We start from the raw sequence: 21,040 nt of genomic DNA on the forward strand, positions 1-21,040 counted from the left end.
CCGCGCAACGAAATCGTAACAATTTGGGGGATAATGGCCGCTTGCGCAGTTTTCCTCCTTTTTGCCGCCCGGCTCGCGCAGGCCGCACGGACGCCTCCTCAGAGCATTGCATGCCCTCCCATACCGATTCCCGCCGCCTGTCGGGTCTGTCGTCTTCCCTTGTTTCCTTCCGCCGCCACCCGCTGGCACTGGCCTGTGCCGGTCTGGCCCTGGTCGGCAGCTTCGGTGCCGCCGCGCAGGACAGCGCGCCGACCCCGACCGGGCTGGACACGATCACCGTGACCGCCGAACACCGCGAGCAGAACCTGCAGGAAGTGCCGGTCTCGGTCGGCGTGGTGCAGGGCGAGCGCATGCGCGACTTCACCGCCGGCGGCGACGACACCCTGCTGGCGCTGTCCGGCCGCGTGCCGAGCCTGTATGCGGAAACCACCACCGGCCGCATCTTCCCGCGCTTCTACATCCGCGGCCTGGGCAACATCGACTTCTACCTAGGTGCCTCGCAGCCGGTGTCGATCATCCAGGACGACGTGGTGCTGGAGCACGTGGTGCTGAAGTCCAACCCGGTCTATGACGTCGACCAGGTGGAAGTGCTGCGCGGCCCGCAGGGTTCGCTGTTCGGCCGCAACACCACCGCCGGCATCGTCAAGTTCGACACCCTGAAGCCGACCCAGGACTACACCGGCCGCGTCAGTGCCAGCTATGCGACCTACAACAGCGTGTCGATCGACGGCGGCTTCGGCGGCCCGATCAACGACATCGCTTCGTTCCGCGTGTCGGCCCTGTACCAGCACCGCGACGACTACGTCGACAACACCTACAAGGGCCCGAGTGCCGATGGCACGGTCAGCCCGAAGAAGAACGCCATGGGCGGCTTCGATGACCGCAACGTGCGCGCGCAGCTGCTGCTGACCCCGAGCGACCAGTTCTCGATCCTGGCCTCGGCCCACGCCCGCGATTATGAAGGCACCTCGACCCTGTTCCTGCGCGGCGCGCTGACCAAGGGCTCGAACAAGACCGACGTGCCGCGCGACAAGGTCGCCTACGACGAAGCCGACAACAACCCGCAGGCGTACAAGACCTACGGCGGCTCGGTGAAGGCACGCTACGACTTCGGCGCGATCGACTTCACCTCGATCACCGCCTACGAGACCACCTCCGGTTACAGCCGTGGCGACACCGACGGTGGCGCAGCAGCGAACTTCCCGGTGAACGGCGTGCCGAACGGCTACGGCCAGTCGATGGGCCGCATCCGTGACCTGGACCAGTGGACCCAGGAGTTCCGCCTGGCCAGCCATGACGACAGCGCCCTGCAGTGGCAGGCCGGTGCGTTCTACTTCAACGGCAGCGACACCACCGACTTCTACCAGCGCGCGTGGTTCCTGCAGGGCGCCGCCCGCAACCCGAACAACTGGGTGCGCCTGCGCAACAAGAACACCTCGTGGGCCGGTTTCGGCCAGCTGAGCTACGCCTTCACCGACAGGTTCACCGTCACCGCGGGCCTGCGCCAGACCAAGGACGAGAAGCACACCCGCCTGCTGAAGACCGCCGATACCGCTGCTGGTGTGGTCACCTACAAGGGCCGCACCGACGTCAAGATGTCCGACACCACCCCGAGCTGGGATCTGAGCGCGATGTATCAGATCACCCCGGACGTGAGCGTCTATGCCAAGGTCGCGCGCGGCTTCCGCGGCCCGACCATCCAGGGTCGTTCGGCGGTGTTCAATGCCGATTTCACCACCGCCGATTCCGAGACCATCCTGTCCTGGGAAGCGGGCGTGAAGAGCAGCCTGTGGGACAACCGCCTGCGCCTGAACGCCACCGCGTTCACCTACACCGTCAACGACATCCAGCTCAACGGCAACGATTCGGACGGCAATGGCGTGCTGTTCAACGCCGACAAGGCCAAGGCCTACGGTTTCGAAGCGGACATGGAGCTGCGCCCGATCCCGAACCTGACCCTGAGCGCCGGCCTGAGCCTGCTGCACAGCGAGATCAAGGACAAGCGCGTGTACGCGCAGGTCTGCGGCCTCAATGGCCAGGTGGTCTGCACGGTGAATGACCCGACCATCAAGGTCGGCGCCAACACCTTCGCGCAGATCGACGGCAACCCGCTGCCGAACGCGCCGAAGTACAACGTGAACCTGGCGGCCCGTTACGACTTCCCGGTCAGTGACGCTGGCACCATGTTCGTCTCCACCGACTGGAACAAGCAGGGTTACACCAGCTTCGTGCTGTACGACAGCAAGGAGTTCAACTCCAAGGGTGACTTCGAAGGCGGCCTGAAGATCGGCTACTCGGGCAACTACGGTGCCTACGAAGTGGCGCTGTTCGCGCGCAACATCACCAACGAGAAGAACCTGAAGGGCGTGATCGAGAACTACATGGCCGCGGTCTACAACGAACCGCGCACCGTGGGTGTCTCGCTGAACATGAACTGGTAAGGCGCTGGCGCGGTGGCGGGTTCTCCCGTCATCGCACTGCTGGAATGCAAAGGGCGGCCCGGAGTTMCGGGCCGCCCTTTTCGTTGTTTCAGACCGCGGTAAGGTCGCTGTCCTGGCTGCGCTGGCCGAAGGTCAGCGCCCAGGTGGCGCTGTCCACCTGCTGGCGGTCCTGCGCCTGCTGCTTGCGCGCGCGGCTGGCGCCGAACCAGCGGCCTTCACCGTTGATCAGCGGCGCCATGCGCACCACATCCACGTACTCCGTATCGATCTCGCTGGCGCGCTGCAGCCAGGTCAGGGCAAGGAAGGCGTTGGCCGGCACGCCGTTGCCGAAGTGGTAGACGTCGGCCAGGTAGCCGGCGGCCCACAGCTTGTCGTCGTCCTCACCGCGCCACCACAGCGGAATCAAGGCGCGTTCGACCGCATCGCGCTTGTGCGCGTCGTTCTGGCCATCGAAGGCCAGGCAGGCCAGGTTGCGGCAGGTCGGGCCCCACACGCGCTCACCGGCGTCGGCTTCGCGCAGGCAGCGCAGGTACAGTTCGCGCGCACGCGCTTCGTTGTCAGCGCCACCGGCGGCAACCAGGCGCACGCCAAGGTTGTAGGTGGCGATCAGGTCGCCGCCCTCGACGGCACGCTCCTGCCAGTACAGGGCTTTCTGGGCATCAACGAAGTCCGGCTGGTCGCGGCCGCCCAGCCGGCCCTTGTACAGGTCGCACAGCGCGGCCATCGCACCGGCGTCGCCGTCGTCGGCCATGCGCTGCAACAACGACAGGCCCGCGTCCTGCGAGACATCGCAGAACAGGTTGGACGCAAAGGTGACCGTGGACGTCTTCTGCTGCGCCGCCAGTTTCAGGGCGCGCTGCAGCAGGGGCTGCGCACGTGCCGGATCGGCGGTCTGGCCCAGCATCCCATGCTCGATGGCGGTGGCCGCCCAGAGCAGGCCGAGCGCCGAATCGCCTTCGCGTGCAGCGTAGTCCACGACCTGCGCGAACAGCGCTTCGGCGCCGTCGACATGGGCGAACCAGGTGCAGGCCTCCAGGCTGCTGAAACCGCCGTGCAGGACCATGTCACGATCCAGTGCCCACGCGTGCTGCAGGTCCTCAAGCGCGGCCTGCATGAATCCGGTGTCCCATTGCACCTGGTCTTCGATCTCCTCGATGCGCCCGAGATGAAAGCGGAGTGCGGCACGCTGGGTCAGGACTTCTGCACGCACGTAGCCCTCCAGGTGCCAGTCAAGGATCTGTTCATACGCGCGCTCGTGCACGGCTACCGCTTCGGCATCGCCGCGGCGCGGCAGCTCGCCCATCCAGTCCTGTTCCTTGCACCAGCGCAACGCATTGCGCTGCGCCAGCTCCAGGCCACGGCACCAGCCACCTTCGATGAAATCCTCCATCGCTTCGTGACTGCCGCCCCAGCGCGGGTACAGGTAGTAGAGGGTGTCTTCCAGCGTGTCCAGGTCGTCCGGACGCTGTTCCAGCACCAGGCGCATCCAGTATGCGAGAGGGGCATCGAAATCGTCCTCGCTGCGATCGCGCAACAGCGGCGGCAGGCTTTCCGGCATGCGCTGCAGGGGCGCACCGAAGCGTGACAGCAGCTGCAACGCCTGCGGCCACGCCTGCGGATAGTGCTCGGCCAAGGCGGCTTCATCGGATTCCGGCGATTGCCCCGCCTGGAGCGCGCGCAGCCAGTTCGGCTCGCGCAGGTAGCTGGTGATGCGCTTGATGCCATCCAGCGCCAGCGCCGGGCGCTGCGACAGCGCGATCGCCTGCAGGTAGGCATGCACGGCGTGGTCGCGTGCCTGCTGTGCGGCCAGCCACTGGCTGTCTTCCACCAGTGCGGCCACATCGGCGCTGCGCAGGGCGCCAGCGGCCGATTCCCAGCAGGCACCCAGGCGCAGGTGCGCGTAGTAGCTGTGCGGAGCGGCGGCAACCCATCGTTGCGCCTGCTGCAGGCGTTCATCCAGGGGCAGCGCCGCGTCCTGCAGGTTGCGCAGGCGCCAGCGGATGCCGGGCAGCGGCCGGGTGCCGTTCAGCCAGGCCTGTTCGTGTGGGGCAAGCAGCGCCTCGAGTGCTGCATGGTCGTGTTCCCGCAGTGCGCTGCGCGCCTGCGCGCGCCAGGCCAGGTCGTCCAAGGAAAGGCCGTCTTTCGCAAGTCCATTTGTCATCTGATGCAATCCAACAATAGCGGGGACGCTATTGGACAGGTCCACGCGCGCGCCGGCAAGCGTGGCAGATGCTCATGTTTGCGGTGCCGGCGCCGGTTTGCCCGGCGCCGGTTGATCTCAGTGCGCGGGCAACAGTGCCTGCAGCCGCGACTCCAGTTCCTGCTGGCGCCAGCCGGCCAGTGCGGCCGGCCACTGGCGACGTTCCAGATAGCTTTCCAGATGCTTGCGCGAGGCGAGGATGCCATCCGGCAGCCCCAGCTCACGGCTGCGCTCGGCGACGGCATCCTGCAGTTTCTTCAGGGCCTGCTTGTTGCTGTCGTTGGCCGGCAGCGCCAGCGGCGCGTCGGCTTCATCGGCCAGCGGCGTCTCCAGTGCCTGCCACACGGCGCCGGCCAGCTTGCGCGGTGCCTTCGGGAACTGCTCGAACAGCTTGCCCAGCGCCGCCGCGTCAGCCGGAGGCGTGCGCGCGAGGGTGGCGGCCAGCTCGTTATCCAGGATCCAGCTGCGCGGGCGGTCGCTGCTGCGTGCCTGCACATCGCGCCAGCGCAGCAGGCGCAGCAGGCGGCGCTGTGCAGCGGCATCGAGGAACTGTGCCGAGCGCATCGCCAGGTGCGGCCAGCGGTCTTCATCATTGGCGATGCTGGCCAGCAGCCGCTCGCCATCGTCGTGCAGCCACTGCTGGCGGCCCAGCGCCTGCAGCCTGGCATCGATGGCGTCGTGCAGTGCGAACAGATGCTCGACGTCGTCGGCGGCGTACTGCAGCTGCGACTCGGACAGCGGGCGGCGCATCCAGTCCGAGCGGGTCTCGCCCTTGGCCAGCGCCACCCCGGTGATCTCCGCCACCAGCTTCTGGTAGCCCATGCCGCCGCCGATGCCGGCCAGCGATGCCCCGATCTGGGTGTCGAACAGTGGTCGCGGCAGCACGCCACAGGCCCACTTGAAGGCAACCAGGTCTTCGCTGGCGCTGTGCATCACCTTGGTGATGGATTCATCGGCCAGCCACGGCGCCAGCGCCTCGGTCATGCCGGGAATCAGCGGGTCGATCAGCAGGATGTCCTGCCCAACGGCCATCTGCACCAGCGCCAGCTGCGGCCAGAACGTGCGTTCACGGATGAATTCGGTGTCCAGGCCGATGCGGGTCGGGCGCTGCTGGAAGTACGCATCCAGCTCGGCGGGGGTGGTGATCCAGGTTGCCACGGGTCAGGGCCTACTACTCGGGTTTGCTCAGGCAGGGGAGAATAGCCTAACGTCGGTCCGCGTCCGTGCCGAAGGAGGCTCTGCTTGCGTTTTCCGTTGTCGCCCGTGCTGTGCACCGCCCTGGCCGTGGCCCTGGCCGGCTGCACGCCGTCGCCGTCCGCGCCGGCGGACAGGGCCGCCAGCGGAGAGGCGCCCGCGGCCGAGGGGGCCGACACCGGCACCGATGCCAGTCCGCAGGCCGGGCAGGGCAGCGTGACCATCGCCGGTGAAGATGCCGCCGAGGACGTACAGCAGTGGACGCCGCCACGGGTGGACCGCCAGGGCCGCAGCCTGGCCCAGTTGCGGCGCGCCGCCGAGCAGGCGTTCGCCGAAGGACGGCTCTATGAAGATGCGGACGCTGCCATTCCGCTGTGGCTGGCGGTGCAGGAAGAAGACCCGGATGACCGCCAGGCCCGGCTGGGCCTGCAGCGTGCCCGCCAGCGACTGCAGCAGCTGGCCGATGCCCTGCTGGAGCGGCCGCTGAAGCAGCGCGAGGCACTGGCCGAGGCCAGCCGCCAGGCACTGGTGTTGCTGACCCTGGCACCGAAGGATGAGAAGGTGCGTGCGCTGCAGGCGCGGGTGGAGCTGGCGCAGCGCGTGGTGGCCTACAACCGGGCTGGCGAGGAGGACCTGCGCTCGGACCGGATCGGCGAGGATGGCGACGGCGCCATCGGCAACTTCCGTGAGGCGCTGGCGCTGGATGAAGACAACAGCCGCGCGCGGCAGGGCCTGGCCGCAGCCGAGAGCGGGTTGATCCGCCGTGCCGAAGACGCCGCGCGGGCGCGCGATTTCGCCAGCGCGGGTACCTGGCTGGCCGAAGCCAGCAAAGTGCGCGATTCATCGCCGACGATTGCCGACGCGTTCGAGCGCATCGAGCAGATCCGTGCCGCCACGCTGCTGCAGCTGCGTGATGACGGCCTGCGTGACCTTGCCACGCCGCAGGGCCTGAAGCCGGCGCGCGAGAAACTGGCCGAGGCGCTTCGCATCGCTCTGCCGGGTGATGCAGTGGTGGGCCAGCTGCGCGAGCGCATCGACCTGGCCACCCATTACGGCAGCTTCCGTCCGGGACAGGTCTTCAGTGATGCGATGCGCGATGGTGGGCGCGGGCCGCAGATGGTGGTGGTGCCTCACGGTGGCTTCCAGATGGGCGCGGGCGATGCCGAGCCGGGCTCGAGTGATGCCGAGCGTCCATCGCACTATGTACGCTTTGATCGCGGCTTCGCGATGGCGATCACCGAGGTCACGGTCAGCGATTTCGAGCGCTACGTGAAAGCGTCCAATGCGCGTCCACGCGCGACCCGGCGTGGCCATTCGGTGGTCTACGACGAACGCAGCGGCAATTTCATCCGCCGCAGTGGCGTGGACTGGCGCTCGGACTATGACGGCGGCCGCGCGCTGGGCAACTCGCCGGTGATGCACGTCAGTGTGCGTGATGCCGAGAACTATGCGGCGTGGTTGTCCGAACAGACCGGCCGCAGTTACCGGCTGCCCAGCGAAGCCGAGTTCGAGTACGCGCTGCGCGCTGGCAGCAGTGGCCGCTATCCGTGGGGCGATGCCGGCGTGCCGCCGCCAGGCAGCGGCAACTTCACCGGCAGCAAGGACGTTTCGCCTTCGGGCCGGCACTGGCACAACGCGTTCATCGGGTACGGCGATGGCTGGTGGGGGCCGGCGCCGGTGGCCAGCTTCCAGGCCAATGCCTTTGGTCTGCACGATATGGGCGGCAACCTCAGTGAATGGGTGGCCGACTGCTGGCATGCCAGCTACCGCCGCGCACCGTCCGATGGCGTCGCCTGGTTCAACCCGGGCTGCCGATCGCGGGTGATCCGCGGTGGCAACTGGGCCAATGCCCCCGAGCAGACCCGTGCGGCCTGGCGGCAGTCCCAGGATTCGGATACCACCAACGCCCGCATCGGCTTCCGCCTGGTGCGCGGCATCTGAGCGGCACCCGGCTTCACCCGCTGCGGGCAGCGGCGCACTAAGATTGCGCCGTGCCCGCCGGCCGGCGGGGCCAGCAGGAAGTCCCCCCGATGCGCAACGATCCCTTCTCCCGCTCGTCGCAAGGCCCGCAGCGGCGTGGCCTGTTCGGCAACATCCGCTGGTGGGTGCTGCTGCTGGCTGCCGGCTATGCGCTGTTCTACTGGTTCTCCAACCGCACGGTCGATCCGTACACCGGCGAGAAGGTGATGATCGACAGCAGCCTGGACGCGCGCCAGGAAACCGCGCTGGGGCTGCAGGCCTACCAGCAGATCCTGTCGCAGGAACGGCCGATGGACCCCAATGCACCGATCGCACGCGATGTGCGCGACATCGCCCAGCGGCTGATCGCCAAGGTGGACGTGGTGGAGACCGCGCTGGCGCAGGAGCATGGCGTGCAGCCGGCGCATTTCGCGCGGGATTTCCAGTGGGAAGTGAACGTGATCCCGTCCGAGCAGGCCAATGCGTTCTGCCTGCCGGGCGGCAAGATGGCGGTCTACACCGGGCTGGTGCCGGTAGCGCGCACCCGCGATGCGATGGCGGTGGTGATGGGCCATGAGATCGCCCATGCGCTGCTGCGCCATGGTGCACAGCGCATGGCCCAGCAGAAGCTGACCCAGATCGGGCAGGTGGCCGGTGCCGCCAGTGGCATGGATGCGCAGCAGCAACAGATGATGATGTCGGCGATGGGCTATGGGTATCTGCTGCCCTATGCGCGCAGCCACGAGACGCAGGCGGATGAAGTGGGGCTGATGCTGGCCGCAGCGGCCTGCTTCGATCCCCGCGAGGCGGTGCCGCTGTGGCAGCGCATGGGCCAGGCCAGTGGCGGCCAGGCACCGCCGGAGTTCGCCTCCACCCACCCGAACCCGGGCACCCGCATCCAGAACCTGCAGGCGCTGATGCCGAAGGCGCTCGAGTACCGGCAGAAGTTCTGCGAGCAGGCAAAGTAGGGGGTTGTTCGGCAGGGCTGCGCCCTGCACCTGCCGAAGCCAGAGCAACAGCAACAGCAACAGCCGAAGCAAAAGCTGGCTATCCGTGGGGTGGCGGGGTGGGTCCGGTTGCGGGAGACGCCGTAAACCCCCAGACCGGCCCAGCCGCTGGCGGCTGTGCGTTCGGGCGCTTGCGAAGCAGTGCTTCGCAAGCAAAGCGCCCTCACCCATGGGGGCTTGGCCGCGGCATCCATGCCGCGGACACTCCCGCAACCGGACCCGCCCCGCCTTCGACAGATTTCTGCTGCTGTTGGTAGGTGTCGACCTTGGTCGACACGGTAGATCCACGCCATGCGTGGATGCTTTTCGATCTTGATTCGAAATATTCGATTCCGATGGAGATTCATCCACGCATGGCGTGGATCTACCCGATCGCGGAAAACTGTCAGAGGTGGGGCGGTGTCGGAGTGCGGGGTGTCAGCCGCATGGATGCGGCTGCCAAGCCCCCATGGACGGGTTTACGGCGTCCCCGCACTCCGGCACCGCCCCGCCAACCCACGGAATGCCAGCTTTCGCTGTTGCCGTTGCCTTGGCTTGAAGCCTCTGCAGGTGCAGGGCGCAGCCCTGCCGAACACCCCTTTACTTGACCTGCACGTCGATCACGCCGTCGCCGACGCGTGCCTGCAGTGCATCCCCCGCCTGCACCTGGTCGACCTTCCGCACCAGGGTGCCATCGTCGCTGCGGGTGAGGATGCTGTAGCCACGGGCCACGGAGGCCAGCGGGCTGACCGCCTCCAGCGAACGCGCCAGCCCGCGCAGGCGCAGCGCATCGCGTTCCAGAAGGCGCTGCATTGCCGCCTGCGGACGCCCACGCAGGGCGGCCAGGCGGCGCTGCATCGTGTCGAGCTGGCGCTGTGGATGGTGCCCGCGCAACACCGCCGCTGCATGACGCAGGCGCGCGGCACGACGTTCCTGCTGCTGGTTGAACGCAGCATGCAGGCGCCGGCCCAGGTCCAGCTGGCGGCGACGCAGCAGATCCAGTCGCGCCTGTGGGCTTTGCGCGTTCAGGCGCAGCAGGGCGCGATCGGCGCGCTGCATCGCCTGCTGCATCGCGTGCCGTTGCAGCTGCACCATGCGTGCGGCCGTGCGGCGCAGGCGCAGCGCCAGTTCGCGCTGGTCCGGGACCAGCAGTTCGGCGGCCACCGACGGTGTCGGCGCGCGCAGGTCGGCGGCGAAGTCGCTGAGGCTGAAGTCGGTTTCGTGGCCCACCGCCGACACCACTGGCGTGCGGCTGGCTGCAATCGCGCGGGCCAGCGCTTCATCGTTGAAGGCCCACAGGTCTTCCAGCGAACCGCCACCGCGGGTCAGCAGGATCACGTCGTAGCGGCCACTGGCATCGGCGGCCTGCAGCAGGCGGGTGATCTGCGCGGCGGCCGTGCTGCCCTGTACCAGGGTCGGCAGCAGGTCCACTTCCAGCAGCGGGAAGCGCCGGGCAAGCACGCTCAGCACGTCACGTACGGCGGCGCCGGTGGGCGAGGTGATCACCGCCAGGCGCTGCACGTGGGCCGGCATCGGCCGCTTGCGTGCCGGGTCGAACAGGCCCTCGGCCTCCAGCCGTGCCTTCAGCTCCTCGAACGCGCGGCGCAGTGCGCCTTCGCCGGCTTCCTCCATGTGGTCCAGCACCATCTGGTACTCGCCACGGGCGTCGTACAGGGTGACCTTGCCGCGCACCAGCACACGCATGCCTTCGCGCGGCACGAACTTCAGGTACTGCGCCTTCATCCGGAACATCGCCGCACGCAGCTGGGCGCGGGCATCCTTCAGGGTGAAGTAGAGGTGCCCGGAGGCGGGGCGTGCCACGCTGCCCAGTTCGGCCTCGACCCAGATCGCCGGGAAGCTGCCTTCCAGCAGGTCGCGGGCCAGGGTATTGAGCTGGCTGGGGGTGAGGATGTGGTCGTTGCGTGGCTGCATGGGAACGGCGTGAGGCAGGTGGAGCGGGTGCTCAGGATCGCACGTCAGCGCGGTGCGTGCTGGCCCAGCGCCCACTGCACGTGTTCGCGCACCAGGGGTGAGGGATCGTCGGCACGGGTGTGCAGTGCGGCCAGCGTTTCGGCCGTGGTCGGCGCATTGCCCAGGGCCACGGCGATGTTGCGCAGCCAGCGCTCATGGCCGCTGCGGCGGATCGGGCTGCCTTCGGTGCGGCGCAGGAACTCGGCTTCGTCCCAGGCGAACAGCTGGTCCAGACGGGCCGTGTCGAGGTTGTTGCGTGCGCGGAAGTCGGCTTCGTCGGTGCGCTTGGCGAACTTGTTCCAGGGGCAGACCAGCTGGCAGTCGTCGCAGCCGTAGATGCGGTTGCCCATCAATGGCCGCATGTCTTCGGGAATGGCGCCATCGTGCTCGATGGTCAGGTAGGAAATGCAGCGCCGTGCGTCCAGTCGCTGCGGGCCGGTGATCGCACGGGTGGGGCAGACATCGATGCAGCGCGTGCAGGTGCCGCAGTGCGCAGTGGCCGGCGTATCGATCGGCAGCGGGATATCGATGTAGATCTCGCCGATGAAGAACCACGAACCGCCGTGGCGATCGATCAGGCAGGTGTGCTTGCCGATCCACCCCAGCCCGGCGTTGCGCGCCAGTGCGCGTTCCAGCACGGGGGCCGAATCGACGAACACGCGGTAACCCAGCGGCTCCACGTCGTCGTTGATCTGCGTGGCCAGTTTCTGCAGCCGGTTGCGCATCAGCTTGTGGTAGTCGCGGCCCAGCGCGTAGCGCGCCACGTAGGCGCGTCCCGGGTCGGCCAGGGTCGCCCAGGCTTCGGTGTCGTCCTTGTGGCTGTAGTCCATGCCTACCGAGATCACCCGCACCGTGCCGGGCAGCAGCTCTGCGGGACGCGCGCGCAGGGTGCCGTGGCGCGCCATCCAGTCCATCGTGCCGTACAGGCCCTGGCCCAGCCAGTCGGCCAGGTGCGCCTCATCCTCGCCCAGCTCGATGCCGGCGATACCGCAGCGCTGGAAGCCATGCGCACGCGCCAGTTCGCGGATGCGCTGCACGGCCTGGGCCGGATCGACAGGGGTGGGGGCAGGGGACATGTGCACCAGTATAAAATCCCTGCATGGCCAACCTTGCCGATCTGTTCGATTCCGCCGCTGCGCGTGCGCTTGATGCGCAGGCCTCGGCACTGGCTGCCGATGGCGGCTGGGGCCTGATGGCCCAGGCCGGCCACGCCGCCTGGCAGTGCCTGCTGCAGCACTGGCCGCAGGCGCGGCGGATCGGCGTGGTGGTCGGCGCGGGCAACAACGGCGGCGACGGCCTGGTGCTGGCCCGCCATGCACGGCAGGTGGGGCGCGTGGTGACGGTGATCGCCTTGCCGGGCAAGCCACCGTCAACCGTGCTGGCACAGCGTGCAGCATCGGATTTCAAGTCCGACGACGGCACCATCACCGATTTCGACGGCGCGCTGCCCGAGGCCGATATCTGGGTCGACGCCCTGTTCGGGCTGGGCTTCGACCGCGCGCCCGAAGGCGCCGCGCAGGCGCTGATCGCCGCCCTCAACGCACAGGCAGCACCGGTGCTGGCGCTGGACGTCCCCAGTGGCGTGGATGCTGACCGCGGCGCGGTGCCGGGTGTGGCGGTGAGCGCCGCGCTGACCCTGCAGTTCATCGTGCCGCATCGTGGGCTGTATACCGGGGATGCGCTGGATCATTGCGGGCAGAAGGCGCTGGCACCGCTGCAGCTGCCAGCGGTTGCATGGCAGGGCGTGTCACCCACTGCGGAGCACTGGACACAGGCTCGTTTGCCGGCACTGCTGCCACCGCGCCGCGCCAATACCCACAAGGGCGAATCCGGGCACGTGCTGTGCGTCGGCGGCAACCATGGCAGCGGTGGGGCCATCGCGATGGCGGCCGAAGCGGCACTGCGTGCCGGTGCGGGGCTGTTGAGCCTGGGCACCCGGCGCGATCACGTCGGCCCGTTGCTGGCCCGGCTGCCCGAGGCCATGACCCATGCGCTTGAAGATGGCGATGTGCTGCCGGCGCTGCTGGACAAGGCCAGGGTGGTGGCGATCGGCCCCGGCCTGGGCCAGGACGAATGGGCGCACGCGTTGTTTGCGCGGGTGCTGGCCAGCGACAAACCGGTTGTGGTTGATGCCGATGCACTGAATCTGCTGGCGCAGGATCCGCGCGCGCTGCCGGACGCCATCCTTACGCCACACCCGGGCGAGGCCGCGCGCCTGCTAGGCTGCAGCACCGCTGACATCCAGGCCGATCGCTACCGCTGTGCGCAGGCGTTGGCCGAACGCTTCCACACCGTGGTGGTGCTGAAGGGCGCAGGCAGCATCGTGGCGGCCCCCGGGCAGGCGCCACGGCTGATCGCTGCAGGCAATCCCGGCATGGCCGTGGGCGGCATGGGCGACCTGCTCACCGGCATCATCGCCAGCCTGCGCGCGCAGGGGCTGGCCGCCTTCGACGCTGCCGCCGCTGGTGCACTGCTGCATGCGCTCGCAGGCGACGCCGCGGCCGCCGACGGCGCGCGCGGCCTGCTTCCCACTGATCTGCTGGTGCCGCTGCGGCGACTGGCCAACCCGGAACGCTCTTCATGACTGAATTCTTCCTTGCCGACAGCGACGCAACCGAACTGCTCGGGCAGTGGCTGGCGGCGACCCGACCGCCGCAGGCGCTGATCGAACTGCGCGGCGACCTCGGCGCCGGCAAGTCCACCACGGCCCGTGCACTGTTGCGCGCGCTGGGCGTGCAGGGCGCCATCCGCAGCCCGACCTATACCCTTGTCGAGCGCTATCCGCTGGCCAGTGGCGGCGAGGCCTGGCACCTGGACCTGTACCGCATCGGCCAGGCCGGCGAGCTGGATTTCCTCGGCCTGGACGAGGGCAGCGCAGTGTTGTGGCTGGTGGAATGGCCGGAACGGGGCGCCGGCGCGCTGCCACCGACCGACCTGGTGGTGGCGCTGGAAATCGAGGGCCAAGGGCGTCGCGTGCGTCTCACTGGGTCCAGCGACGTGGGCAGTGAATGGCTGAAACGGCTCCCTCAAGGGGGCGACTTGCAGGCCATTTCTGTCGGCTGACGAGAACAAACACCGGCAGGTTACGGATTATTAAGGAAAAAGGTGTTGCATTCCGTTCAGCGCGGTGATTGAATCCTGAGCCATGCGCCCGGGGAACCGTCTCATCGCCATCTGTGCCGCCGTCGGACTGGGTCTGGCGAGCGTCAGTGCGTGGGCCGGTGAAGTCCGCCAGGTCCTGCTGAATACGGGCGCCACCGGCACCCGTGCCGAGATCTCGCTGGTCGGCAGTGGCGGTTACAAGACCCTGTCACTGGCCGGACCGAACCGCCTGGTGGTCGATTTCCCGGACTCCAGCGCCATACGCAACCTGAAAATGCCGGCCGCGCAGGGCGTGGTCACGGCGGTGCGTACCGGACAACCGGTCCCGGGTACGTTCCGTGTCGTTTTCGACCTCGCCGAATCGGTGGCGCCATTCCGCCCGCAGATGCAGCGCGAGGGCAATGAATCCAAGCTGGTGATCGAATGGCCGGGCGATGGCCCGGCCGTGGCCGCCAGCCGCCCGGCAGCGACGCCGGCGGTGCAGCCGCAGGCACCGGTGGCCACGCCCGCGCCGACCCCGGCCGAAAGCGCGCAGTCGCGCAACGATGCCGCGCGCGCCACCGCGCTGCTGACCGCACAGGTGCAACAGCAGGCCAGCGCCGCCGCTGCCGCACCGGCCACACCGACCCCGGCCCCGTCCACCGCACCGGCCCAGGTCGCGGCAGCGGGTACGGCTGCCAGCAGCACGCCGCCCGCATCGCCGGCTGCAATCCTTGCCGGCCAGCGTACCGCCGCCGTGGTAACCACGCCGTCGGCCACAGCGCCTGCACCGGTTCCGACCACGGTGGTGCCACCGCGTCCGGCCATGCCCAGTGATGCCTCGCGCATCCGCATGCAGGCCGGCATGCGTCATCTGGTGGTCGCCATCGATCCCGGCCACGGTGGCCAGGACCCGGGCGCGATCGGCCCGACCGGCAAGCGCGAAAAGGATGTCACCCTGGCGGTGGCCCGTGAGCTGGCCCGCCAGGTCAACGCGACGCCGGGCCTGAAGGCGTACCTGACCCGCGACAGCGACGTGTTCATCCCGCTGCCGATGCGCGCGCAGAAGGCGCGTGCGAACAAGGCCGACATCTTCATCTCGATTCACGCCGATGCGGCCGAAAACCGTTCGGCCACCGGCTCGTCGGTGTACGTGCTGTCGACCAAGGGCGCCTCTTCGCAGCGCGCCCGCTGGCTGGCGGACAAGGAAAACGCGGCCGATCTGGTGGGTGGCGTACGCCTGCAGCAGACCGAGGGCACGCTCGCCAACGTGCTGCTGGACCTGGCCCAGAGCGGTTACATGAAGGCGTCTGAAGATGCCGCCGGCCACGTGCTGGGCGGCCTGAAGCGGATCGGCAACAACCACAAGCCGAACATCGAACGCGCCAACTTCGCCGTGCTGCGCACCTCGGACATGCCGGCGATGCTGGTGGAAACCGCATTCATCTCCAACCCGGACGAAGAACGCCGCCTGATCGACCCGGCCTACCAGCGCAAGATCGCCGGTGCCGTACTCGATGGTGTGCACACCTTCTTCAGCCGCCAGCCGCCGCCGGGCACGTTGTACGCCGCCCGCGCCCAGGCCGAGATCGATGCCGCCGGGACCATGGCCGGCGGCAGCAAATAATCCGCTTCCCGTAGGGCGCGGTAGAGTCGACTGTTAGTCGACTACGCGCGCAGCGCGGGGTTCTCGGTGCCCGGCGAGGAGCAGTCGACTGACAGTCGACTCTACCGCGCAGCGCGGGGGTTTCGGTGCCCGGCGAAGGGCAGTCGACTGACAGTCGACTCTACACAGGGCGGCTCCGCTATCATCGACCCATGAAGTCTGCTGCCCATCCTCTCCCATGAGCGCGCCCGGCCCGCGTCCGATCCGGCCGTTGCCGGAAATCCTGATCAACCAGATCGCCGCCGGCGAAGTGGTCGAACGTCCTGCATCGGTGGTCAAGGAGCTGGTCGAGAACGCGATCGATGCCGGCGCCAGCCGTGTCGATATCGACCTCGAGGAGGGAGGTGTCCGCCTGATCCGCATCCGCGACAACGGCAGTGGCATCGCACCGGAACAGCTGCCACTGGCGGTATCGCGCCATGCCACCAGCAAGATCGCCGACCTCGACGACCTCGAATCGGTGGCCACGCTCGGTTTCCGTGGCGAAGCACTGCCCTCGATCGCCTCGGTCAGCCGTTTCACCCTGTCCTCGCGTCGCGCGCATGACGAACACGGTTCGGCGCTGCAGATCGAAGGCGGCAAGATCGGCGATGTCATGCCACGTGCGCATGCACCGGGCACCACGGTGGAAGTGCGCGAGCTGTTCTACAACGTACCTGCGCGACGCAAGTTCCTGCGCGCCGAGCGTACCGAACTGGGCCATATCGAAGAATGGTTGCGTTCGCTGGCGCTGGCGCGACCGGATGTCGAGCTGCGCGTGTCGCACAACGGCAAGGCCTCGCGCCGCTACAAGCCGGGCGACCTGTACTCCGATGCACGGCTGGCCGAAACGCTGGGCGAGGACTTCGCCAAACAGGCCGTGCGCGTGGACCACAGTGGCGCGGGCCTGCGCCTGCATGGATGGATCGCGCAGCCGCATTACTCGCGGGCCAGCGCTGATCAGCAGTACCTGTACGTCAACGGCCGTTCGGTGCGCGATCGCAGTGTCGCCCACGCAGTGAAGATGGCTTACGGCGATGTGCTGTACCACGGCCGGCAGCCGGCCTATGTGCTTTTTCTGGAGCTGGACCCGACCCGCGTCGATGTCAACGTGCATCCGGCCAAGCATGAAGTGCGCTTCCGTGATTCGCGGCTGGTGCATGACTTCGTCTACCGCACACTGAAGGACGCCCTGGCTGACACCCGCGCCGGCATGTCGGCGCAGGAGATCGGTGCGGGTCCGGTGCATCCGGCGGACGCCGCTGCTGCACCGATGGCATCGAGCGCGGGCGCGTCGGGTTTCGGGCTGGCGCGTGGGCCTGCGCCCGGTGCCGGTTCAGGCGGCGGTGGTGGTGGTTTTTCCGGCTGGCGCCCGCAGCAGCCCCTTGGGCTGCAGGTGGCTGATGCACCGGCGGCCTACGCCGCGCTGTATGCCGCCCCGGCCGGTGCCGAACGCGGGGCGGTGCTGCCGCCGATGCCCGCTGAGAACGGCCTGCCGGTCACCCGTGCCGATGCCGGTGTGCCGCCGCTGGGCTATGCGATCGCGCAGCTGCACGGCATCTACATCCTGGCCGAGAATGCAGAAGGCCTGATCGTGGTCGACATGCATGCCGCGCACGAGCGCATCGGCTACGAGCGCCTGAAGAACGCGCACGACGGTATCGGCCTGCAGTCGCAGCCGCTGCTGGTGCCGATCACGCTGGCAGTGGGCGAGCGCGAGGCCGACACTGCCGAAAGTGAAGCCGAAACGTTGGCGGCGCTCGGCTTCGAGGTGACCCGTGCCGGTCCCGGATCGCTGCACGTGCGCAGTATTCCAGCGCTGTTGGCACATGCCGAACCGGAGGGGCTGCTGCGCGATGTGCTGACCGACCTGCGCGAGCATGGCCAGAGCCGCCGCGTGGCCAGCGCACGTGACGAACTGCTGTCGACCATGGCCTGCCACGGTGCGGTGCGTGCCAACCGGCGCCTGACGGTACCGGAAATGAACGCGCTGCTGCGCGACATGGAAATCACCGAGCGGTCCGGCCAGTGCAACCACGGCCGGCCGACCTGGGCCCGTTTTTCGCTGGCGGAGATCGACCGCTGGTTCCTGCGCGGACGTTGAGGGGAGCATCGATGCGTTATCGGGGAATGGGCGGCCTGCTGGCCGCCTTGCTGTTGGCCGCGTGCAGCCCGGCGACACCGCCGGCGCCGAAGGTCACTGAAGATCCGGCCTATGCGGCCGCGCAGCAGCAATGGCGGGTGGCCCGCTACCAGGACCTGACCCGGCCCGATGGCTGGACGGCCCTGGTCGGCCTGCATTGGCTGCAGAACAAATCACACTTCGTCGGTAGCGGCGCCACCAATGGCATCCGCCTGGCGGTCGGCCCGGACAAGCTGGGCCTGCTGCGTCGCGAGGGCAGCCAGTGGTGGTTCACGCCCGAAGCCGGCGTGGACGTCGGCCATGACGGCCAGGCGGTACGCGGCCGTATCCGCATCGACACCGACAAGGATCCGCAACCGACCCTGCTGGCCTTCGACGGTGGCAAGGGCCAGCTCAGCATCATCCGGCGTGGGCCGCGCGATGCGTTGCGGGTCAAGCATGCCGATGCGCCGGCGCGCCGTGATTTTGCCGGGCTCGAATACTGGCCCGGTGGCCCGGACTGGCAGGTGCAGGCACGTTTCATCCCGCATCCGGCGGGCAAGACCCTGCCCATTGTCGACATCACCGGCCTGACCACCGAGATGCCCAATGCGGGTACGGTCGAATTCGAACGCGACGGCCGCACTTGGCGGCTGGAAGCGATCGGAGCCACCGGGCAGCCGCTGTTCCTGATCTTTGCCGACCGCACCAGTGGCCGTGGCAGCTATCCGGCCGGGCGCTATCTGGATACCGATGCGCCCGCTGCCGACGGCACGGTACGCATCGATTTCAACCATGCCTACAACCCGCCGTGTGCATTCACCGCCTATGCCACGTGCCCGCTGGCGCCGCCGGAAAACCGGTTGGACCTGCGCGTGGAAGCGGGCGAGAAGGCCTACCACCTGTCTGAAGGAGAAGGCTGAGATGCCGTTGAAGCGACTGTTCCGTGCAACGCTGCTGATGGCGGCGTTTGCAATCGCACCGCTGGCACCGGCGCGCAATGCACCGGCCACCGACGCCGCTGCCACGACGGCGGGCAAGCCGCCGGTGCCGTTGCTGTGGAAGGTGACCGGCCCGGGTGATTCACGCGTGTACCTGCTTGGATCATTCCATCTGTTGAAGCCGCAGGACTACCCGCTGTCGCCCGATGTCGAGCAGGCCTTCGAGGCCTCGCAGCGGGTCGTGTTCGAACTGTCGCCGGAGGACATGCAGTCGCCGCAGCTGGCCAGCCGCATGGTGCAGGCTGCAGTCCGCACCGATGGCAGCGAGCTCAAGCGCGATCTTGACGCGGCCACCTGGCAGAAGCTGCAGGCGTTTGCATCCGGGAACAAGCTTCCGCTGGCACAGATGCAGGGCATGAAGCCCTGGTTCGTCGGTCTGAGCATTTCGGTCGGGCAGATGCAGAAGATGGGCCTGGACCCGGCGCTGGGCCTGGACCGTCATTTCATGGAGCGCGCGCAGAAGACCGGCCGCAGGACCGCCGGCCTGGAGGACATCGATACCCAGATCGGCATGCTCGACGGCATGACCGTGCAGGAGCAGCGACAGATGCTGTCCGAGGCGCTGGACCAGGCGGGCAAGGGCGATGAGCAGGCACGCCAGCTGCACGACGCATGGCGGCGCGGCGACGAGCGCGTGTTGTGGACGAAGATGGCCGCGGAAATGCGCCAGCAGTACCCGCAGCTTTACCAGCGCATCAACACCGGGCGCAACGATGCGTGGGTACCGAAGCTGCTACCGTACCTGCAGGCCGGGCAGGGTGGCACGCTGGTGGTGGTCGGTACGCTGCACCTGCTGGGCAGTGACGGCGTGGTCGAGAAGCTGAAGGCGAAGGGTTACAAGGTCGAACGCGTATGCACGGGGTGCAAGGCGAAACGTTGATGCTCCGCCGGGGGCATAAAACAGAACGGCGCGCCACAGGGCGCGCCGTTTTCGTATCCGCCGGTACAGCGGCTCAGCGGCGGGTCTTGCCGCCGGTGCCGGTACCGGTGCCGGGTTCGTTGGGCTTGTTGCCGGTACCTGCGCCGGTGCCGGTACCGGTACCCGTGCCACCCGGGCGCGGACCACCGAAACCGGTGCCCATGCTGCGCTGGAATTCCTGCCACAGCTCCAGGTTGCGCTCGGTCAGCTGGTTCATCATCGCCCACGGGGTCTGGCCCAGCAGGTTGCCCATCTGCTGGCGGAACTGCTGCTGCTGGTCGAGGAAGACCTGCATGCTGCGCTCCAGGTAGTTGCCCATGAAGCCCTGCAGGGAGTCGCCGTAGAAGCGGATCAGCTGGCTCAGCAGCTGGGTGGACAGCATCGGTTCGCCGTCCTGTTCCTGGTCGGCGATGATCTGCAGCAGGACCGAACGGGTGAGGTCGTCGCCGCTCTTGGCGTCACGGACTTCGAAGTCTTCACCGTCCAGGATCAGCTGGCGCACGTCCTCGATGGTGATGTAGCTGGAGATCTCGGTGTCGTAGAGACGGCGGTTCGGATACTTCTTGATGATGCGGGTCGCAGCCATTGAAGCGGTCACTCGTCACAGTAGATGCGCAGCATGGCGCAGTGCAGCAGCCGTTGCAACCGCCTCAGCCCCCGCCAGGCTTGGCTTTCGCAGGGGATCATGTTGCGCAACAAGGGTTTGCGTGCTGCGCAGCATGACCATCGGCAGGGGCGGCGGGTGTGCGCCGCTGCGGCCGCCGGCGCGGCTTACCAACCCATATGGTGGCCGCCATTGATGTCCAGGTTGCTGCCGGTGATCCACGAGGCTTCCTCCGCCACCAGGAAGGACACCCCGTAGGCGATTTCCTCCGGCTTGCCGAGGCGCCCGGTGGGAATGTCGGCGACGATCTTGGCGCGCACTTCTTCCGGCACCGCCATCACCATGTCGGTGGCCACGTAGCCGGGCGAAATGGTGTTGACGGTAATGCCGAAGCCGGCGTTCTCGCGGGCCAGCGAGATGGTGAAGCCATGCATGCCAGCCTTGGCGGCCGCGTAGTTGGCCTGGCCGTACTGGCCCTTCAGGCCGTTGATCGAGCTGATCTGGATGACCCGGCCCCAGCCCCGCCGGCGCATGCCCTCGATGACCGGGCGGGTGACGTTGAACACCGAATTGAGGTTGGTGTTGATCACATCGTGCCACTGGTCCGCGCGCATGCGATGGAAGGTGGTGTCGCGGGTGATGCCGGCGTTGTTGACCAGGATCTCGACCGGGCCCAGTTCGGCCTCGACTGCACGCACCAGTGCTTCGGCACTGTCCGGATCGGAGACATCACCCGGGAAGATCGACACGCTGTAACCGCGTTCGGCCATCACCTGCTGCCAGGCGCGGGCCTTGGCCTCGTCGCGGTAATTGGTGGCGACCCGGTGGCCCTGGTCGACCAGGCGTTGGCAGATGGCGGTGCCGATGCCGCCGGTTCCGCCGGTGACCAGTGCGACGCGAGATGTCATGGAATGCTG

General features: G+C 68.0%; 15 protein-coding genes. 9 read left to right on the forward strand and 6 right to left on the reverse strand.

Going from position 1 to position 21,040, the window contains the following annotated elements; translation table 11 throughout:
* Positions 1–110 precede the first annotated feature (110 nt).
* Positions 111–2,441, forward strand: a complete 2,331-nt coding sequence (locus D7T59_RS05100) for a TonB-dependent receptor (protein ID WP_164138816.1) — start codon at positions 111–113, stop codon at positions 2,439–2,441.
* 88 nt (positions 2,442–2,529) lie between these two features.
* On the opposite strand, the gene D7T59_RS05105 is transcribed toward D7T59_RS05100, so the two are convergent.
* A complete protein-coding gene (locus D7T59_RS05105; protein WP_258013048.1) occupies positions 2,530–4,569 on the reverse strand; it encodes a DUF4034 domain-containing protein in 2,040 nt (679 codons plus the stop codon).
* A 150-nt stretch (positions 4,570–4,719) separates the two neighbouring features.
* Complete coding sequence (rnd, locus tag D7T59_RS05110) at positions 4,720–5,799, reverse strand: ribonuclease D (protein WP_180852072.1); 1,080 nt, start codon at positions 5,797–5,799, stop codon at positions 4,720–4,722.
* An 84-nt stretch (positions 5,800–5,883) separates the two neighbouring features.
* Between rnd and D7T59_RS05115 the strand changes: the two genes are divergently transcribed.
* Both D7T59_RS05115 and D7T59_RS05120 read left to right on the forward strand, forming a co-directional pair.
* The gene (locus tag D7T59_RS05115) at positions 5,884–7,776 is read left to right on the forward strand and encodes a formylglycine-generating enzyme family protein (RefSeq protein ID WP_164138812.1); all 1,893 of its coding nucleotides are present in this window, start codon (positions 5,884–5,886) and stop codon (positions 7,774–7,776) included.
* An 89-nt stretch (positions 7,777–7,865) separates the two neighbouring features.
* Positions 7,866–8,762, forward strand: a complete 897-nt coding sequence (locus tag D7T59_RS05120) for a M48 family metallopeptidase (protein ID WP_100443791.1) — start codon at positions 7,866–7,868, stop codon at positions 8,760–8,762.
* A 618-nt stretch (positions 8,763–9,380) separates the two neighbouring features.
* Here D7T59_RS05120 and xseA read toward each other — a convergent pair.
* Complete coding sequence (xseA, locus tag D7T59_RS05125; RefSeq protein ID WP_180852070.1) at positions 9,381–10,712, reverse strand: exodeoxyribonuclease VII large subunit; 1,332 nt, start codon at positions 10,710–10,712, stop codon at positions 9,381–9,383.
* 44 nt (positions 10,713–10,756) lie between these two features.
* Positions 10,757–11,827: a tRNA epoxyqueuosine(34) reductase QueG gene (gene queG / locus D7T59_RS05130; protein ID WP_180852068.1), complete on the reverse strand. Its 1,071-nt coding sequence runs from the start codon at positions 11,825–11,827 to the stop codon at positions 10,757–10,759.
* A gap of 23 nt (positions 11,828–11,850) precedes the next feature.
* Here queG and D7T59_RS05135 point away from each other — a divergent pair, with 23 nt between their 5' ends.
* The 6 genes from D7T59_RS05135 (at position 11,851) to D7T59_RS05160 (ending at position 19,480) form a co-directional block, all read left to right on the forward strand.
* Positions 11,851–13,335, forward strand: coding sequence for an NAD(P)H-hydrate dehydratase (locus D7T59_RS05135; RefSeq protein ID WP_180852066.1), 1,485 nt, complete (start codon positions 11,851–11,853; stop codon positions 13,333–13,335).
* Positions 13,332–13,814 carry a tRNA (adenosine(37)-N6)-threonylcarbamoyltransferase complex ATPase subunit type 1 TsaE gene (gene tsaE / locus D7T59_RS05140; protein ID WP_164135911.1) on the forward strand — a complete coding sequence of 161 codons (483 nt, stop codon included), beginning with the start codon at positions 13,332–13,334 and terminating at the stop codon, positions 13,812–13,814. The genes D7T59_RS05135 and tsaE overlap by 4 nt, the downstream gene beginning before the upstream one ends.
* Before the next feature lie 82 nt (positions 13,815–13,896).
* Positions 13,897–15,459: an N-acetylmuramoyl-L-alanine amidase gene (locus D7T59_RS05145; RefSeq protein WP_180852064.1), complete on the forward strand. Its 1,563-nt coding sequence runs from the start codon at positions 13,897–13,899 to the stop codon at positions 15,457–15,459.
* A 217-nt stretch (positions 15,460–15,676) separates the two neighbouring features.
* Positions 15,677–17,581: a DNA mismatch repair endonuclease MutL gene (gene mutL / locus D7T59_RS05150; RefSeq protein WP_180852062.1), complete on the forward strand. Its 1,905-nt coding sequence runs from the start codon at positions 15,677–15,679 to the stop codon at positions 17,579–17,581.
* 11 nt (positions 17,582–17,592) lie between these two features.
* A complete protein-coding gene (locus D7T59_RS05155) occupies positions 17,593–18,522 on the forward strand; it encodes a DUF1684 domain-containing protein (RefSeq protein ID WP_180852060.1) in 930 nt (309 codons plus the stop codon).
* A 1-nt stretch (position 18,523) separates the two neighbouring features.
* The gene (locus D7T59_RS05160) at positions 18,524–19,480 is read left to right on the forward strand and encodes a TraB/GumN family protein (protein ID WP_180852058.1); all 957 of its coding nucleotides are present in this window, start codon (positions 18,524–18,526) and stop codon (positions 19,478–19,480) included.
* Between the two features lie 73 nt (positions 19,481–19,553).
* Here the strand turns inward: D7T59_RS05160 and phaR are convergent, their stop codons facing one another.
* Both phaR and phbB read right to left on the reverse strand, forming a co-directional pair.
* Positions 19,554–20,105 carry a polyhydroxyalkanoate synthesis repressor PhaR gene (phaR, locus tag D7T59_RS05165; RefSeq protein WP_164135916.1) on the reverse strand — a complete coding sequence of 184 codons (552 nt, stop codon included), beginning with the start codon at positions 20,103–20,105 and terminating at the stop codon, positions 19,554–19,556.
* Positions 20,106–20,290: 185 nt separating this feature from the next.
* Complete coding sequence (gene phbB, locus D7T59_RS05170) at positions 20,291–21,031, reverse strand: acetoacetyl-CoA reductase (protein WP_180852056.1); 741 nt, start codon at positions 21,029–21,031, stop codon at positions 20,291–20,293.
* Positions 21,032–21,040: the final 9 nt, after the last annotated feature.

The sequence above is a fragment of the Stenotrophomonas maltophilia genome (assembly GCF_013464915.1).
In the GTDB taxonomy this organism is placed as follows: Bacteria; Pseudomonadota; Gammaproteobacteria; order Xanthomonadales; family Xanthomonadaceae; genus Stenotrophomonas; species Stenotrophomonas maltophilia_AT.

What these genes read in the sequence shown, in the direction of transcription:
- D7T59_RS05100 (WP_164138816.1), top strand. Translation starts at nt 111, where the DNA reads ATGCCCTCCCATACCGATTCCCGCCGCCTGTCGGGTCTGTCGTCTTCC.
- D7T59_RS05120 (WP_100443791.1), top strand. Translation starts at nt 7,866, where the DNA reads ATGCGCAACGATCCCTTCTCCCGCTCGTCGCAAGGCCCGCAGCGGCGT.
- xseA (WP_180852070.1), bottom strand. Translation starts at nt 10,712, where the DNA reads ATGCAGCCACGCAACGACCACATCCTCACCCCCAGCCAGCTCAATACC.
- queG (WP_180852068.1), bottom strand. Translation starts at nt 11,827, where the DNA reads ATGTCCCCTGCCCCCACCCCTGTCGATCCGGCCCAGGCCGTGCAGCGC.
- D7T59_RS05135 (WP_180852066.1), top strand. Translation starts at nt 11,851, where the DNA reads ATGGCCAACCTTGCCGATCTGTTCGATTCCGCCGCTGCGCGTGCGCTT.
- tsaE (WP_164135911.1), top strand. Translation starts at nt 13,332, where the DNA reads ATGACTGAATTCTTCCTTGCCGACAGCGACGCAACCGAACTGCTCGGG.
- D7T59_RS05145 (WP_180852064.1), top strand. Translation starts at nt 13,897, where the DNA reads ATGCGCCCGGGGAACCGTCTCATCGCCATCTGTGCCGCCGTCGGACTG.
- mutL (WP_180852062.1), top strand. Translation starts at nt 15,677, where the DNA reads ATGAGCGCGCCCGGCCCGCGTCCGATCCGGCCGTTGCCGGAAATCCTG.
- D7T59_RS05155 (WP_180852060.1), top strand. Translation starts at nt 17,593, where the DNA reads ATGCGTTATCGGGGAATGGGCGGCCTGCTGGCCGCCTTGCTGTTGGCC.
- D7T59_RS05160 (WP_180852058.1), top strand. Translation starts at nt 18,524, where the DNA reads ATGCCGTTGAAGCGACTGTTCCGTGCAACGCTGCTGATGGCGGCGTTT.
- phaR (WP_164135916.1), bottom strand. Translation starts at nt 20,105, where the DNA reads ATGGCTGCGACCCGCATCATCAAGAAGTATCCGAACCGCCGTCTCTAC.
- phbB (WP_180852056.1), bottom strand. Translation starts at nt 21,031, where the DNA reads ATGACATCTCGCGTCGCACTGGTCACCGGCGGAACCGGCGGCATCGGC.